The organism is Streptomyces odontotermitis (assembly GCF_050510915.1).
Lineage (GTDB): Bacteria > Actinomycetota > Actinomycetes > Streptomycetales > Streptomycetaceae > Streptomyces.
This window is the reverse complement of record NZ_JBNJLS010000003.1, coordinates 357,520-373,217: the sequence shown is the minus strand read 5'-3', so window position 1 is coordinate 373,217 and position 15,698 is coordinate 357,520. Positions and strand designations below refer to the sequence as shown.

Here is a 15,698-nt window from a genome sequence, read left to right as displayed (position 1 = left end):
CCTACGGCCGTTACGGCGGGTGCGGGGCCGCGCCTACCTTGCCCCCATGAACGTCATCGCGGACGACACCAGCGGCACCCTCGACGAAGCTCTTGAACGCCTGCACGCCTCCGGGCCCGAGCGCAACGGCTGGCTGAGCAACCACGGGCCGATGGCCGTCGAGTCCCTCGTACGGCACGGGCAGGCGCCCGCCGTGCACCGGTGGCTCGACTACTACCGGGCCAAGCTGGAGGACATGCCGGAGCCCGACACCGCCATCACGGAGGACAACTGGCGAGAGGCCCTCGGCGATCCACGGCGCATCGCGGACTGGACCCGCTACTTCGAGCGGGCGGTGGCGGAGCGGCCCTGGCGCGAGGTGCTCGCCGCGTGGTGGGCACCGCTGCTGCCCGGCATCGCGGCGGGCGCCACGCACCCGGCGATCCGGGTGGGTCACGCGGTGCGCACCCTGCTCGGCGGCGACGAGACGGAGCCGCGGCTCGCGGAGCTCGCGCACGGGCTCGGCTACTGGGCGGCCCGCCATCAGCCGCTGCCGCCGCTCCGCACCCTCGCGGCCGCGCCGAGCGCCGCCGCCGCGCTGGACGCGGTGCCGCGCGTGGCCCGCCAGGAGGGCGGCATCCGGGAGCGGCTCGCCCAGCTCACCGCGTTCCCCGCATGGGTGAACCCGGCCGACAGCACGGCCACGGACCCGGAGCTCGCCCGCGACCGGCTCCGCGAACTGGTCACCGCCGCCGTGCACCGCTACGCCACCCACGGCCACGGCGAGCCGGTCATGCTGGTGCACGCCGCGACCGCGCCCAACGCCGTCCTGCGCACCCTGCCCGCACTCCCCCGCGAGCTGTGGCCCGCGTCCCTCCAGGCGGCCTGGTCGGCGAGCGCCGCGGTCACGGCCGCGTACTCCCCGGCCGCCCCGCAGGCGTACGGGCCCGCGGGGTCCCTCACCGCCGACGAGATCTTCGCGCGGGCCGCCGCGCACGGCGACGACCACACCATCAAGTTCGCGGACACCGCTCTCGACGTGGGCGACGAGGTCGCGCTCGCGGCGGCCCTGCGCGGGATCGAGCTCAACGACCCGGTGCTGTAGGCCGGTTGACCGGCCGAAACCCGTAGGCCCGTTGACCGGCCGGAGCTCAGCCGAACTGCACCGACCTCTTCGCGAGCCCCATCCAGAACCCGTCGATCACCGACCGCTGCTCCCCCAGCTCCCCCACCGCGTCCGCCGCGCCCAGCGTCACGAACAGCGGGGCGAAGTGCTCGGTGCGCGGGTGGGCGAGCCGGCCCGCCGGGGACTTGGCCTCGAAGTCGAGCAGCGCGTCCACGTCGCCCGCCGCCAGCGCCTCGCGCCCCCACGCGTCGAACTCGGCCGACCACGCCGGCGTACCGGGCCGGCGGAGCGCGGCGAGGTTGTGGGTGAAGAAGCCGCTGCCGACGATCAGCACGCCCTCGTCGCGCAGCGGCGCCAGCCTGCGGCCGATCTCCATCAGGCGCTCGGGTTCGAGGGTGGGGAGCGAGATCTGGAGGACCGGGACGTCGGCCTCGGGGTACATCTCGACGAGCGGGACGTACGCGCCGTGGTCGAGCCCGCGGTCGGGCACGTCCTGGACGGGCGTCCCGGCGGAGCGCAGCAACTTCCGTACGGATGCGGCGAGTTGCGGGGCGCCCGGAGCGGCGTACGTCACCTGGTAGTAGTGCTCGGGGAAGCCCCAGAAGTCGTGGACGAGCGGCAGCGCCTCGGTGGCGCCGAGGGCGAGCGGGACCTCTTCCCAGTGGGCGGAGACCATCAGGACCGCCCTCGGGCGCGGCAGGTCGGCGGACCAGGCGGCGAGCTCGGCGGGCCAGACCGGATCGTCGGCCAGCGGCGGGGCGCCGTGGCTGAGGTACAGGGCGGGCATGCGGGACATCGCGCACCTCCGGGAGCGGGACTCCACTCGATCCACCAGCAGTCGATCCGCTGGAAGCTGGAGCTTGAAAGTTCAAGTTTTTGGGGCGATCCTGAGCCTACGCCTGGTTTGTTTAAGGTTCAAGGAGGGGTTGCGTACAGTGGAGTACATGGATACGGCATCGACTGCACCCGCGGGCGGGGAGCCGCGCTGGCTCGACGACGATGAGCAGCGCGTTTGGCGGATCTACCTCCAGGCGACCACGCTCCTCGAGGATCATCTGGACCGGCAGCTGCAGCGCGACGCGGGCATGCCGCACATCTACTACGGCCTATTGGTCCAGCTGTCCGACGCCCCCCGGCGGCGGCTGCGGATGACCGAGCTGGCCAAGACCATGAAGATCACCCGCTCCCGGCTCTCGCACGCGATCGCGCGCCTGGAGAAGAGCGGCTGGGTGCGGCGCGAGGACTGCCCCTCCGACAAGCGCGGCCAGCTCGCGATCCTCACCGACGAGGGCCACGCGGTGCTCCGCCGCACGGCGCCCGGCCACGTCACCGCCGTACGGCAGGCGCTCTTCGACCGGCTCACCCCGGAACAGCAGAAGTCCCTCGGCGAGATCATGACGATCGTCGCCGAGGGACTTCAGCCCAAGGAGGCCGGGGCGGACCTGCCTTGGCTCCGCTAGGGGCTCACCTGCTCCCGGGGGTCAGTGCGCGACCACCGGGATCTTGACCTCGTCCTCGACACCCTCGGAGTCCCCGCCGGACGCGGCGGGGGTGCCGCCCTGGGCACCGGTGGTGATGAACGTGGCGGCGATCAGGGCCGAGACGACCAGGATGCCGACCGCCCACCAGATGGCGTGGCTGTAGCCGTCCACCATGGCCTGCGCCTGGAGGAGCTTCGGGTCGGTGGCACCGGCCGCGTGGTCCGTGAGGTACGCGGTGGTGGCCGAGGCGGCGATGGTGTTCAGGAGGGCCGTGCCGATGGCGCCGCCGACCTGCTGCGAGGTGTTGACCATCGCGGAGGCGACACCGGCGTCACGCGGCTCGACGCCGTGCGTGGCGAGCGACATGGCGGGCATGAACGCCGTACCCATGCCGAGGCCGAGCAGCACCATCGCGGGCAGCACGAGCGCGGCGTACGAGGAGCCGACCTCCATCTGCGTGAAGAGCAGCATGCCGAGCGCGGCGACCAGGAAGCCCGGGGCCATCAGGAGCCGCGGCGGGACGCGGGTCATCAGCCGCGTGCCGATCTGGGTGGAGCCCACGATCATGCCCGCGATCATCGGCAGGAAGGCGAAGCCGGTCTTGATCGGCGAGAAGCCCTGGACGACCTGCAGGTAGTAGGTGAGGAACAGGAACGTGCCGAACATCGCGATGACCGCGAGGCCGAGCGACAGGTAGACACCGCCGCGGTTGCGGTCGGTCAGGACGCGCAGCGGCAGCAGCGGCGAGCGGACCTTGGCCTCGGTGAGGACGAAGGCGAGAAGCAGCAGCGCGGAGGCGACGAACATGCCGACCGTCACGGCGTCCGACCAGCCGTCGGACTCGGCGCGGGTGAAGCCGTAGACCAGGGCGACCAGGCCGAGGCTGGACAGGATCACGCCGGGGATGTCGAGCGGCGAGCGGTTGCGGCCCTCAGCCGGCTCACGGATCACGAAGTACGCGCCCAGGGCGGCGACGATCGCGAACGGGACGTTGACGAAGAAGGTCCAGCGCCAGTCCAGGTACTCGGTCAGGGTGCCGCCGAGGATGAAGCCCACGGCGCCGCCGCCACCGGCGATCGCACCGTAGATGCCGAACGCCTTGGCGCGCTCCTTGGCGTCGGTGAACATCACCGCGAGCAGCGACAGGGCGGCGGGCGCGAGCAGCGCGCCGAAGACGCCCTGCAGCGCACGGGCGCCGAGCATCATGGCCTCGTTCTGCGCGGCGCCGCCGAGCACGGAGGCACCGGCGAAGCCGATCAGGCCGACGACGAAGGCGCGCTTGCGGCCCCACAGGTCGGCGATGCGGCCGCCGAACAGGAGCAGTCCGCCGAAGGCCAGCGCGTAGGCCGTGATGACCCACTGCCGGTTGCCGTCGGATATGCCGAGGTCGGTCTGGGCGGAGGGCAGCGCGATGTTCACGATCGTCGCGTCGAGCACGACCATGAGCTGCGCGAGCGCGATGAAGACCAGGGCCTTCCAGCGCTTGGGGTCGGCCGCCACGGGCGGTCGGAGAGCTGTTTCAGACATGGAGGTAGCCACCTAGGGATACGGAGTGGTGAAAAAGAGACGTAAGAGACGTAAGTGAGAGACGTACGAAGGAGACGTACGAAGGAGACGTTCGCACGTCGTCCGAGAGGAACCGGCCGCGCGCGTCAGTTCTTGCGGAGATCCTCCAAAGTCGCTGCCTCCCCCGGGAGTTCGGAGCGGGCCGGCGTCATCAGGCCGTCGAGGAACAGCTGCAGATGGCGGTGGATGAAGCCGTCCATGTTGGCGCAGGGCGTGCCGGGCAGCGGGCGGGTCAGCTGGGAGAGGGCGACCATCAGGTCTCCGACGGCGATGTCGGTGCGCAGCTGCCCGGCCGCGCGCGCCCGCTCCATGAGCTCCTCGACCCGGTCCTGGATGCGGTTCCGGGCCTCGAAGAGATCGGGGTGGTCGTGGTCGAAGTGGGCCGAGAGCATCGGGCACAGGGCGCCGATCCGCTCGTCGGCCGCGTCGTGCACGAAGCCGCGCAGGGCCTCGAAGGTCCCCGCCTCGTCCGTCGCGGACTCGGCGAGAGCCTGCTCGGCGCGGGCCACGATGCGGTCGCTGACGTGCAGGACGACCTCGCGCTGGAGGTCGCCGCGGTCGGGGAAGTGCCGGTAGAGCGTGGCGTTGCCGACGCCCGCACGGCGCGCGATCTCGTCGAGCGGCACCTCGGCGCCGAACTCCACGAACATCTCGCGCGCGGCCCCGATGATCCGCTCCCGGTTGCGCAGGGCGTCGGCCCGGGGGCGGGGTACGCGGCGCTGCGTGGCGGTGGTCGCGGTGCTCACGGCATTCCCCTTCGCTTGGTTCTTGGACGGTCTAGATCGGTCTCGACCGGTCTCGATCTGTAGACCGGGCGGGAGACCGGAACTCATCGGCCGGTCCGGCCCGATCGCCCGGGATGCGGGGAGTGAATCCCCGTTTCACGCGGACACAGGTCTAAACGGGGAAGGAGTCCCCGGATATTTCCCGGAACCGAAGAAGGATTCTGTGACCCGCGTCACACCCCCTCGCCGAGAAAGCCCCGATCGGTCGCACTCAGCGAGCGCCCGCGCACCCTCCGGCACAGGGTGATCGGACAGGGTGCAGCCAGACCGGCGGCTGCCACGGACCGGAAGGCCCATGGATGCAGCAGCAGCCGACGCAGCCGCCGCCGACGCGGCCGACAAGACGCTGCATACGCGGGGCCCGCAGAGGCATCGCCCTCGCCTCGCTCACCGCCGTCGCCCTCGCGGTGACCACGTCGGCCAGCACCGGCCGCCTCATGGAGGAGCCGACCACGGCGGGCCCGGTGGCCCTGGCCCGCGCCACCGCCCTCGGCCCGTGCATGATCAACGGCGCGATGGGCGTGCAGATGTCGGAAGGCGTGCCCACCGCCCCCGGCTACTCCCGCTCCACGGGCACCGTCCGCGCCCTCAACCTGATGGTCGACTTCTCCGACGCCCCCGGACAGGGCAGCGCCCTCGACCGGCTCGCGGAGTTCTTCCCGCAGACCTCCGACTGGTTCCGCACCAGTTCGTACGGGCGGCTCGACTACCGCCCCGAGTCCCCCGTCCCGCACTGGCTGCGGATGCCCAAGCCCTTCGCCGCGTACGGGATAGAGCGCGGCGCCCCCTTCGACCCCGGCTACCGGGAGCTCGTCCAGGACATCGTGGCGGCGGCCGACCCGGACGTGGACTTCCGCAGTTACGACCTCGTGAACATCCTGATCACCCCGAACGCTGGCCCGTCCGCGCTCGACACGGTCCTGTCCGTGACCTTCGCGGGCAACCACGAGGCACCGGTCGCCGACGGCGTGCCCGTCTCCAACGCCTCGTTCGTCTACAGCCGCCAGGACGACGGCTCCGGCTCCTACACCGAGACCGGCTACCGGGTGCTCCCGCACGAGAACGGCCATGTCTTCGGGCTGCCCGACCTCTACACCCAGGAGGGCGGCGGCGCGGTCGGGCACTGGGACATCATGAGCGAGGACTGGGGCGCCAACAACGACCTCCTCGGCTGGCACAAGTGGAAGCTCGGCTGGCTCGACGACACCCAGGTGGGCTGCGCGTCGACGCCCGGCACCACCGAGCACCTGCTGAGCCCGCTCGCGACGCCGGGCGGCACCAAGATGGCGTTCGTCCCGCTGACGGAGAAGACCGGCATCGCCGTCGAGGTCCGCACCCGCGCCGGGAACGACGCGGCGGTGTGCCGCCCCGGGGTGCTCGTCTACAAGGTGGACGCGGACGTCGACACCGGCCACGGCCCGGTGACCGTGCAGGACTCCACGAAGGACAGCGGGGGCTGCACCCGCCGCCCCAACGTCCACGCCGAACTCTCCGACGCCCCCTACGGCCCCGGCGAGTCCTATGTGGACCGCGCGTCCGGGGTGCGCGTGACGGTGGCGGGCGTGGACGAGAACGGCAACTACCGGGTGAACATCACGCGTTCGTGACCCTGTTGAGGCTCTCGACCCTGCAGGGGGCCTCAACTCTCCTTGCCCTCCTGGGCTCCCGCGCCGGGCACGGTCTGCTGGACCTGGCGCAGGAAGGCCGCATTGGACGGGGTGTGCCGCAGGCGGTCGAGGACGGCCTCCAGGGCGCTCTGCCCGTCCCGCCCGTGCAGCGCCCGCCGCAGCCCGTGCAGGGCGGTCAACTCCTGTGCCGGTACGAGGAGTTCGTCCTTGCGCGTACCGGACCTGGTGATGTCGACGGCCGGGAACACGCGCCGGTCGGCCATGCCCCGGTCGAGGCGGAGCTCCATGTTGCCGGTGCTCTTGAGCTCTTCGAAGTAGTAGTCGTCGGCGCGCGAACCGGTCTCCACGAGGACGGTCGCGAGCATGGTCAGGGACCCGCCCTCCTCGGCGCTGCGGGCGGCACCGAAGAGCTTCTTCGGCCCCTGGATGGCGGCCGCGTCGACACCGCCGCTGAGGGTGCGGCCGCTGTTGGCGGCGGCGTTGTTGTAGGCGCGGCACAGCCGGGTCAGCGAGTCGAAGAGCATGACGACGTCGCGGCCCTCCTCCACCAGGCGCTTGGCGCGCTCGACGGCGAGTTCGGCGAGGGCGATGTGCTGCTTGGCGGGCCGGTCGAAGGTGGAGGCGAGCACCTCACCCTTCACGGACCGCCGCATGTCGGTGACCTCCTCGGGCCGCTCGTCGAGCAGCACCACCATGAGGTGGCACTCGGGGTGGTTGGCCGCCACGGCGGCGGCCAGCTGCTGGAGCAGGACGGTCTTGCCGGTGCGGGGCGGGGCGACGATGAGCCCGCGCTGCCCCTTGCCGATGGGCGCGACGAGGTCGACGAGCCGGGTCGCGACGAGGTCGCCGGTCGTCTCCAGGCGCAGTCGGCTGCTGGGGTAGAGCGGGGTGAGCCCGGCGAACTTGGTGCGGCCGCGCAGCGATTCGGGCGTACGGCCGTTGACCCGCCAGACACGGGTCAGGGCACCGTTCTTGCCGCCTTTGGCATCCTTGCCTTCTTTGGCCTCGCCTTCGACGAAGTCACCTGTACGCAGCCCGAGTTGGCGGACGAGCGGGGCGGGGACGCGGACGTCGGCGGGGCCGGGCAGGCACCCTTCGACGCGCAGGAAGCCATGGCCGTCACGGCCGAGGTCGAGGACCCCGGAGACGGGCTTGGTCTGGTTCTGGTTCTGGTTCTGGTTCTGTGTCTGAAGTTCAGGGAGTGTGCTGGTCATGGTGGGGTCCTTTCGAGGACTTCGCGAATGTCGCCGCTGGTGCGGACATGCGAGGGAGAAGGCGCTGCGGGGCGTGGAACCAAGGGCTCACAGAGGCCCGGAACCGCAGTGACCTGGAGAAACCCGGTTGCCGTACGGAGATCTACGAAGATCCAGGCGTCGCCGGGAGAAAAGGAAAAGAGAAGAGCTTCAGCACGGGCGCCACAGAGGGGCGTTTCACACGTGCTTTCGGCAAGGTAACACACGGGGATGCCGAGCGTCTCCCCCCACTCACACAGCAGGAGCGGGAGGCGGCACCGCCGCCTCCCGCTCCTGGCCACCCCTCCCAGAGGGGCACGACTCACTACTTGCTGACGGCGAACCGCATCAGCGCCTGCTCGTCGCCCTGCTTGATCTTGCCGGTCTGGTTGATGACCTCGAGCTTCCAGCTCCCGCCGACGCGTATGGCCTTGGCGACCGCGCAGCCGTTGTCGTTGCTGAGCAGGCTCGGCCAGATGTCGGCGACCTGCTGGCTGCTGCCGCCCGAGGCGTCGTACACCTTGAAGCTGATGTTGCGCGCGGCCTGGAACGAGCTCTGCTTCTTGTACGCGGCGGCGATGAACACGATGGACGTGATCTGCGAGGGAACCCGGGCGAACTCGACGGTGACCGTCTCGTCGTCACCGTCGCCGTGGCCGGTCTGGTTGTCCCCGCTGTGCACCAACGAGCCGTTGCCCATCGGGTCCAGGGAGTCGAGGCCCGCGAGCCGCACCGGGTCCGCGCCCTGCATCGCGACGGCGATCAGGTCGAGGTCGGTGCCCTTCTTCCGCTTGAGCTTTCCGAGCACCCCGCCGCTGCTTCCCGCGGTGGGGTCCCAGGAGACACCGATGGACAGGTGCGTCACGCCGTCCAGGTCGGCGGGGCCGTCTTCCTTGGTGAGCGTAATCATGCGTGTTCCCCAAAAGTCATGGCATTGATGGTGACATTGATGCAATTGCTGCACTTGAAGTGTGCCTGGCCCGATGACTTACGGGGTGGACGGGGGTGGACCGGCGGATGGGCGGGGGGGGCTACGCCGCCCTCGTCCCGCGCCGGTACCCGCCCGGCGCCACCCCGAACTCCCGCTTGAACGCCTTGGCGAAGGCGAACTCCGAGCCGTAGCCGGTGCGGGCGGCCACCGCCGTCAGCGGGGCGTCCGTCTCCCGCAGCAGCCGGGCCGCCGTCGTCATCCGCCAGCGGGTCAGGTACGCCATCGGCGGCTCCCCCACCAGCGTGCTGAAGCGGCGGGCGAAGGCCGCGCGGGACAGACCGGAGCGCCCCGCGAGCGACTCGACCGTCCAAGTGGCCGACGGGTCGGCGTGGATGGCCGACAGGGCCGGTGCCACCGCCGCGTCGCTCAGCGCGGCGGCCCAGCCCCGGGCCACGGCCGCGGGCTGGTCGTCCAGCCAGGCCCGCAGGATGTACAGGAGCAGCGAGTCGATCAGGGTCGGCACGATGCCGGCCGAGCCGATGCGCGGGTTCTCCAGCTCCGTGGACAGGAGTTGGACGGCCGCGCTCAGCTCCGGGTGCCTGCCGTGCCGCGTCGGCAGGTGGATCAGCTCGGGCAGCTGGCGCACCAGGGGGTGCGGACGCCCTTGGTCCAGGTGGTAGTTGCCGCACAGCAGACTCGTCTCGGGCCCGTCACCGCCGAGCGTCACCGACCCGATCGGCGAACCCTCCTCGAACCGTTCGGCCTCCGGCACCTGGGGCGGGGTGGAGGGCTGGTCGGCGAGGATGTGGCCGCGCCCGTCCCGCAGGAAGACCACGTCGCCGGGGTTCAGCGGAATCGGTTCCAGGTGCGGGGCGTGCGGGGCGTGCGGGGCGTGCGGGGCGTGCGGGGCGTGCGGGGCGTCGGCCAGCGGCACCAGCCAGCACGTCCCGTGCAGCACCACGTGGAACCCGGCCCCTGCGACGGGCGGCAGCCGCAGCCCCCACGGCGCACGGCCGTTGGTCCGTACGGAGGCCGGCTGCCCCGTGCGCATCGAGGCCAGCGCCTCGGTGAGGATGTCCATCCCGCCCTCGTCCCCCGCATGCTCAGGCTGCTGCGTGTCTGTTCCGTCTCACTCCACCGTCAGCACAATCTTGCCCTGGACGTGTCCCGCCGCGACCAGCTCGTGCGCCTTGCCCGCCTCCGCCAGCGGGAACGTCTCCTCCACGTAGGGGCGGATCCGCCCCGCGTCGACCAGCTCGGCGATCGCTTCGAGCGCCGCGTAGTCCGGCTCGACCGAGACCCCCGCGAAGCGCCGCCCGGCCGCCTCGACACGCGCCGCGAGCTCCGCGTCCCCGTGCTCCAGGACGCTGATGAGGGTGCCGCCCGGCCGCAGCACCCCGAGGGAGCGGTCCCCCTGGGCCGTGGAGTCGAGGAAGATGTCGGCGTCCGTGACGACGTCGGTGAAGTCGGTGGTGCGGTAGTCAATGACCTCATCGGCACCGAGCCCGCGCACGAAGTCCTCCCGGGCGGCGCTCGCGACGGCGATCACATGGGCGCCGTGCGCCTTCGCGATCTGCACCGCGAAGTGGCCGACCCCACCGGCCGCCCGCTGGATCACCACCCGGTCGCCCTCCCGCACGCCCGCCGCCTGCACGAGGCCCTGCCAGGCGGTGAGCGCCGAGAGCGGGACGGCGGCGGCGTGCACGTGGTCGACCGAGGCGGGCTTGCGGGCGAGCTGACGGGAGGGGGCGGCGACGTACTCGGCGTATCCGGTGGCGGCGCGCGGGAAGAACGGCATCCCGTACACCTCGTCCCCGACCTTGAACCGGGCACCGGGCCCCGCCTCCTCGACAACACCCGAGATGTCCCACCCGACCCCGAAGGGCGGCTCCCCGAGCAGCGGAAAGGCCCCGGCCCTGACGGCCACATCGGCAGGATTCACGGCACTGGCACGGACCCGCACAAGGACCTCACCGGACAACGGCTTCGGCCGCTCGGCCTCGACGACCTCGAGGACCTCGGGACCACCGAAGGACTTCTGAACGACTGCACGCACGGCAACTCTCCTTCTCATACGGCGGGTTGCCACTGCATCCAGTGGGCCGCCTCTGGCTGATGTGCTCCACCGTAGAGAGCCCGAACGAGCCGCTGAATAGCCTTCTGTCTCGCCCACATGTCCCAGCGTCTTGCACCCCCGTCGCCCTGGACAGCAGCCGCCCGCACCCCCGCCCCCACCCCGCCACTTCCCGCCATCGGCTACCCTGTCTGGGCTGGCCTTCGTAGCTCAGGGGATAGAGCACCGCTCTCCTAAAGCGGGTGTCGCAGGTTCGAATCCTGCCGGGGGCACCAGTCCAGAGGCCCCGGACCGATCACGGTCCGGGGCCTCTCGCGTGGGTGCTCACAGGCCCAGGTCCTCCGGGGACAGGCGGCGTGTGAGGACTGCGTGGACCAGGTCCGACAGGGGGCGGTCGTGGGTGGCTGCGTGGGTGCGGAGGCGGGTCAGGGCCTGGTCCAGGGGGATGCCGAGCCGGTGGGCCACGAAGCCGGTGGCCTGGTGGACCTCGGCGCGGTACAGGTGGATGCCGCCGCCGTTCCCGTCGCCGTGGTTGTTCGCCGTCACGTCGCCGTGGTTGTTCGCCGTCGCGGGCGCCGTCTGGTGCAGGAGCAGGAGCAGCAGGACGCGGCCCAGGCAGTGGAAGTCGTGGAGTTGTCCGGGGGCGAGCGGGGTGGGTGTGGTGGCGTAGCCGGTGAGCACGCCGACCGTGGCCGCGCCGAGTTCCAGGGGGGCGGCCATGACGCCGCGCACCGCGACGTCCGTGACGCCGTCGACGGCCGTCAGGAACGTGGGCCAGCGTGTGGGGTCCATCGATGTCAGGTCGGGCACCAGCACAGAGTGGCTCTGGTGCACCGCCTCCAGCGTGGGGCCCTCGCCCAGGACGTACTGGAGGTCGTCCAGGTCCGGGCCGAGGCCCCGGGGCGGGTCGCTCCACAGGAGTTCCAGGTGGCCGTCGTGGGCGACCGCGCTCACCGTGAGCGCGTCCAGGCTGATCAGGCGGGCGGCGCCGGCGAGCGGGGCGGCGCCCAGGCCCAGGCCCGTACGGGCGGCGCGGCGGGCACGGGTGAGAAGGTCCGCGAAGGGGGTGCCGGGCAGCGCGGCCTCGGACGGCTCGGGCCCCTCGTCCGGGGCGGGCACGTCACGTGGTCCGGTCGAGCTCGGCCGGGACGGCCCCGCGTGCGACCCGTGCGGCCAAGTCGCCCAGCTTCTCCTGCCGGGCGCGCGCGTACGAACGAAGCCGGGCGAAGGCTTCCTCCATGTCGACGTCCAGGCGGGCCGACAGCACTCCCTTGGCCTGCTCGATCGTGACCCGGCTGTCGAGTGCGGACTGGAGTTGGTGGATGGTCTCGTCCTTGGTGAGCAGGACGTGCCGTTGCTGCAGGCAGTGCGCGGCACCGGCCGCGAGGGCGAGGGCCAGGCGCAGGTCCCCCAGGGTCGGCAGCGGGCGGCGGTCGATCATGAGGTTGAGCGCGCCGACGCTGTGCGTGGACGTGCGCACCGGGACGGCGGCGACGCCGATGATGCCGGCGCTCAGAGCCCGGGGCGCAAAGCGCGGCCAGCGCTGAGAAGTTGGCCCCGGGGAGCCCCGCGTACCCGGCCCCGGGGAGCCCCGCGTACCCGGGGGCCCGGCCGAGGAGCTCCGCGTGCCCGGGGGCCCAGGGTTCCCCGGAGGCCCCAGGAGCACCGGGGGCAGGACGGCATGGGACCGGGTGCTGTCCACGCACGGGCCCTCGTCCAAGTCGATCTGGATCTCCTGGAGTCGGCGGCAGACCTCGTCCGAGGCGGTGAGGTAGTCCACCTGCCCGGCCTCGTCCAGGACGGTGACGCCGGCCGAGCGCACCGCCAGCAGATCGACGGTGCGCGAGGTCAGGTCGTGCAGCAGCTCCAGCGCGTCGAAGCCGTCCGCGCGTGCGGCCAGGTCGAGTACGACCTCGGCGATGAACACCTCGCGCTCTGACGTAGGCATCAGGAGTCAGCCCGTCTTCCCTCTTCCATCGGCTCCCGAATCCGCTGTGCCGGGCGAGGACTTGGCTTGAGGGCGAACCGCGGTGGGAGCCATGAGGAGCCATGAGGTCGACCCCTTGGGGGGCCCGTCGTGCCCGCTGACAGGAACTCGCTGATCCGCCCCGGTTCCGTATCGGCCCGTCCGAAGCGCCGCTGCGGCCGCTTCCGGACGGCCTGGGCGCATTCACGGTGCGTCATCCACGATAGTCCGGCCGGGCCCGGAGGGGACCGCTCAGTGGCGGATCCGCACCCCGTGCCGCGTCCGCATCCGGTGGAGTTCCCACAGGGCCACCGCCGTTACGGACAGCGGGCCGCCGAGGACCGCCGACCACTGGGCCGCCGGGGGGCCATGGGGCAGGCCGCCGTCCAGGGCGAGGCTGCAGAGCATGAGTTCCCAGACGAGTACGACGGTCAGGACGGCCGGGAGCGCGGCGTGCACGTTGGCCGTGTTGAAGGCGTAGCGGGCGGCGTAGGCGGAGGCGAAGGCCATGAACGGCAGCAGCCAGAGGAGGCCGATGAGGAGGGTGAGCGCCACCAGGCCCATCACCAGCGTGCCGTAGTTCTGCTTCATGATCCAGGCGCTGCCCGCCAGCGCCAGGACGACGCCCACCAGGATCCCGACCCACCAGGCCACGGCCTTGAGCGGGGCGCCCAACCGGGAGCGGAGCAGGCGCCGTTGGTCGGCGGGCGCGCAGCGGATGAAGACGAGAATGGCCACCGGGCCGGTGAGGATGAGCAGCAGCGGGGCCAGGATCAGCTTCGCCACACCGTCGTTCGCGACGCCGCTCCAGCCGTCGTCCGCCCCGTAGGTGTAGATGAGATAGAGGGTCGCGGCCGCTCCGGCGAGCGCGCGCCACAGCTGCACCTTCGTGACGAGCGAGTCCACGACGCGGCCGCCGCCCGGCTGGTTGAAGATCGCCTCGGCGCGGTTGCGGGCGGAGCGGATCAGCGGGATGAGCGGCGAGACGAAGAGGAAGCCGCAGCCCGAGCGGCGCCTGCGCAGCGGCTGCGGCTGGGGCCGCGGGTACGGGTGGGGCTGGGGGTAGGGCGGCGCGAGGTGCGGGGACGGGTAGGGGGGCGGGGTCGGGGCGCCGCCCTGCGGCGGGACCTGGGGCGGGGGGCCGTACGGGTCCGGGCCGCCTCCGTGGGGTGGGTTGTTGCGTGGCCCCCAGCCCTGGTTTCCCCCGTGTGCCACTGCTACCCCTTTGTTCCTTGGTGTCCCGCGACTGTTCCTTGGTGTCCCGCGACTGTTCCTTGGTGTCCCGCGACAGTTCCTTGGTGTCCCGCGACGTGTGCGAGCGCCGCAGTTTACTCAGCGGAATGCGGTACGGGAGCCAACTTCCGTGTGGAGAAAGTGAGCTGGTCCTGGTCCGTCAGGCCCTTCGTGATCCACCACTGGACCGGGACCGTGCCGTAGGTGCCGTCCAGCGTCCTCGTCGCCCACGCCACGACGGTCTCGTCCGCGCCGTCGCCGTCGAAGTCCCCGGTCGCCGTCACGCTCGTACGGCGGTCGTCGGCGGGGATGCGGGCGCCGTCCAGGGTGGCGGGGCCGGAGCGGGTGAGGCGGGCCGACTCCTTGTCGCCGTCGAGCAGTACGGCGGTGGGGACCTGTTCGGGACCGGCCACCAGGAGTCCGTCCTTGCCGTCGCCGTCCGGGTCGGCGGCGAAGAAGGCGCGGGTGGAGGTGGTGGACAGCCCCGTCTCCCCCGACGTCTTCGGGAGCCGGTGGGCGGCCGGTGCGCCGCCCTCGCCGGAGTAGACGGCGTACGCCCCGTCGACCTCGGGCGGCTCCGTCTCGTAGCCGGGCTCGTCGTTGCGGCTGCCGCTGTCGCCGACCGCCAGGTCCCGCGCCCCGTCGCCGTCGAAGTCCCCGAAGGCGAAGGCGTTTCCGGCCCGGACCGGGCGCCCGGTCGCCGCGATCCCCCGGGCGCCGTCGCCGCTGCCGCCGCCCGCCGCCGCGAACAGCAGCCCGCCCGCCTGCTCGCCGTCGTCGCCGTAGTGCACGAGCAGGCCCGTGGCCCGCGGCCGCCCCGACGCCGCGATGTCGTCCACGCACAGCGTCCCGTACGCGACGTTCTGGTCCTGTGGCAGGGACCGGGTGTCCGTCCGTGCCGGGGCGCCCGACCGCGTGAACGGGCCGTACAGCAGGTCGAGTTCCTTGCCGTCCTGCCGGACGCCCGCCAGGTCGTGGTGGCCGTCGCCGTCGAAGTCGCCGCGCCGGACGAGGGCGAGGCCCTGCGCGGCGGCGGGCGCGGGCAGCCGCAGCCGCACCGCCCCGGTGCCGCGCCGTGGACCGGAGGGGCCGCCCCAGGTGACGTAGGTGTCCGAGCGGGAATCCATCGGCGCACCCGTGCGGCGGGCCTCCTCGTCCGACAGGCGGACGGACACCTGGGCCACGACGTCGGGGAAGCCGTCCCCGTCCAGGTCGGCCGTGGTCACCGGGCCCACCGAGCGGGCACGGGCGGGCGCGTCCCCCTGCTCCGCCCCCTTGTCGGCGGGCAGGCCGAGGTCCGGGCGGCCGTAGAGGGTGCGGCGCGTCGGGTCGAGGCCGCCCGCCGAGCCGAAGACGACGGCGAGCCGGGTCTCGGCGCCCTGGCTGCCGGGCTTCGCCACGGGCACGGTGAGGACGAGGTCCCGGTGCCCGTCGCCGTTCAGGTCGTCGGGGTCCTTCGTCCCCTTGCCCGGCTCGGGCGGGCGGCTCGCGGTCGGTACCGGGGCCGGGGAGCCCGACCCGGTCGCCGCGCCCTTGCGCCCGCCGCCGTCGCCTCCGTCGCCTCCGCCGCCCTCGCCCCCGCACCCGGCGAGCGGCACGAGCAGCGCGAGCAGGACGGCGGCGGTGGCCCCTCGGGCGGCCGGGGTACGAGCGATCATCCGCTCAGCACACACCGCTCCCCGTGCCGCGACAAGGCC

14 protein-coding genes and 1 tRNA gene are annotated in these 15,698 nt (G+C 72.4%); 4 read left to right on the top strand and 11 right to left on the bottom strand.

What is annotated here, in order from left to right; genetic code table 11:
- The first annotated feature begins 46 nt into the window (after window positions 1-46).
- Entirely contained in the window at window positions 47-1,084 is a 1,038-nt protein-coding gene (locus ACQB60_RS12455) for a questin oxidase family protein (RefSeq protein WP_496925976.1), read from the top strand.
- 46 nt (window positions 1,085-1,130) lie between these two features.
- Here the strand turns inward: ACQB60_RS12455 and ACQB60_RS12450 are convergent, their stop codons facing one another.
- Window positions 1,131-1,892 carry a dioxygenase family protein gene (locus ACQB60_RS12450; RefSeq protein ID WP_496926171.1) on the bottom strand — a complete coding sequence of 254 codons (762 nt, stop codon included), beginning with the start codon at window positions 1,890-1,892 and terminating at the stop codon, window positions 1,131-1,133.
- A gap of 157 nt (window positions 1,893-2,049) precedes the next feature.
- Here ACQB60_RS12450 and ACQB60_RS12445 point away from each other — a divergent pair, with 157 nt between their 5' ends.
- On the top strand, window positions 2,050-2,565 hold the full coding sequence (locus ACQB60_RS12445) for a MarR family winged helix-turn-helix transcriptional regulator (RefSeq protein ID WP_496925975.1): 516 nt from the start codon (window positions 2,050-2,052) through the stop codon (window positions 2,563-2,565).
- Window positions 2,566-2,586: 21 nt separating this feature from the next.
- Here the strand turns inward: ACQB60_RS12445 and ACQB60_RS12440 are convergent, their stop codons facing one another.
- Window positions 2,587-4,113 carry an MFS transporter gene (locus ACQB60_RS12440; RefSeq protein WP_496925974.1) on the bottom strand — a complete coding sequence of 509 codons (1,527 nt, stop codon included), beginning with the start codon at window positions 4,111-4,113 and terminating at the stop codon, window positions 2,587-2,589.
- A gap of 125 nt (window positions 4,114-4,238) precedes the next feature.
- Entirely contained in the window at window positions 4,239-4,898 is a 660-nt protein-coding gene (locus ACQB60_RS12435) for a TetR/AcrR family transcriptional regulator (protein WP_496925973.1), read from the bottom strand.
- A gap of 338 nt (window positions 4,899-5,236) precedes the next feature.
- On the opposite strand from ACQB60_RS12435, the gene ACQB60_RS12430 reads away from it, so the two are divergent.
- Window positions 5,237-6,544 carry a M6 family metalloprotease domain-containing protein gene (locus ACQB60_RS12430; protein WP_496925972.1) on the top strand — a complete coding sequence of 436 codons (1,308 nt, stop codon included), beginning with the start codon at window positions 5,237-5,239 and terminating at the stop codon, window positions 6,542-6,544.
- A gap of 32 nt (window positions 6,545-6,576) precedes the next feature.
- Here ACQB60_RS12430 and rho read toward each other — a convergent pair whose 3' ends face one another.
- The 4 genes from rho to ACQB60_RS12410 all read right to left on the bottom strand — a co-directional run bounded on the left by rho (window position 6,577) and on the right by ACQB60_RS12410 (window position 10,784).
- On the bottom strand, window positions 6,577-7,779 hold the full coding sequence (rho, locus tag ACQB60_RS12425) for a transcription termination factor Rho (RefSeq protein ID WP_496925971.1): 1,203 nt from the start codon (window positions 7,777-7,779) through the stop codon (window positions 6,577-6,579).
- Between the two features lie 343 nt (window positions 7,780-8,122).
- On the bottom strand, window positions 8,123-8,707 hold the full coding sequence (locus ACQB60_RS12420; protein ID WP_384840497.1) for a TerD family protein: 585 nt from the start codon (window positions 8,705-8,707) through the stop codon (window positions 8,123-8,125).
- A gap of 121 nt (window positions 8,708-8,828) precedes the next feature.
- Entirely contained in the window at window positions 8,829-9,809 is a 981-nt protein-coding gene (locus ACQB60_RS12415) for an AraC family transcriptional regulator (RefSeq protein ID WP_496925970.1), read from the bottom strand.
- 48 nt (window positions 9,810-9,857) lie between these two features.
- Window positions 9,858-10,784, bottom strand: coding sequence for an NADP-dependent oxidoreductase (locus ACQB60_RS12410; RefSeq protein ID WP_496925969.1), 927 nt, complete (start codon window positions 10,782-10,784; stop codon window positions 9,858-9,860).
- A gap of 217 nt (window positions 10,785-11,001) precedes the next feature.
- Here ACQB60_RS12410 and ACQB60_RS12405 point away from each other — a divergent pair.
- Window positions 11,002-11,077, top strand: a tRNA-Arg gene (locus ACQB60_RS12405).
- Between the two features lie 49 nt (window positions 11,078-11,126).
- Here ACQB60_RS12405 and ACQB60_RS12400 read toward each other — a convergent pair.
- From ACQB60_RS12400 to ACQB60_RS12385, 4 genes are all read right to left on the bottom strand, one after another.
- On the bottom strand, window positions 11,127-11,921 hold the full coding sequence (locus ACQB60_RS12400) for an ANTAR domain-containing protein (RefSeq protein ID WP_496925968.1): 795 nt from the start codon (window positions 11,919-11,921) through the stop codon (window positions 11,127-11,129).
- 1 nt (window position 11,922) lies between these two features.
- Window positions 11,923-12,750, bottom strand: coding sequence for an ANTAR domain-containing protein (locus tag ACQB60_RS12395; RefSeq protein ID WP_496925967.1), 828 nt, complete (start codon window positions 12,748-12,750; stop codon window positions 11,923-11,925).
- 270 nt (window positions 12,751-13,020) lie between these two features.
- Window positions 13,021-13,983 carry a hypothetical protein gene (locus ACQB60_RS12390; RefSeq protein WP_496925966.1) on the bottom strand — a complete coding sequence of 321 codons (963 nt, stop codon included), beginning with the start codon at window positions 13,981-13,983 and terminating at the stop codon, window positions 13,021-13,023.
- A gap of 113 nt (window positions 13,984-14,096) precedes the next feature.
- On the bottom strand, window positions 14,097-15,659 hold the full coding sequence (locus tag ACQB60_RS12385; RefSeq protein WP_496925965.1) for a hypothetical protein: 1,563 nt from the start codon (window positions 15,657-15,659) through the stop codon (window positions 14,097-14,099).
- Window positions 15,660-15,698: the final 39 nt, after the last annotated feature.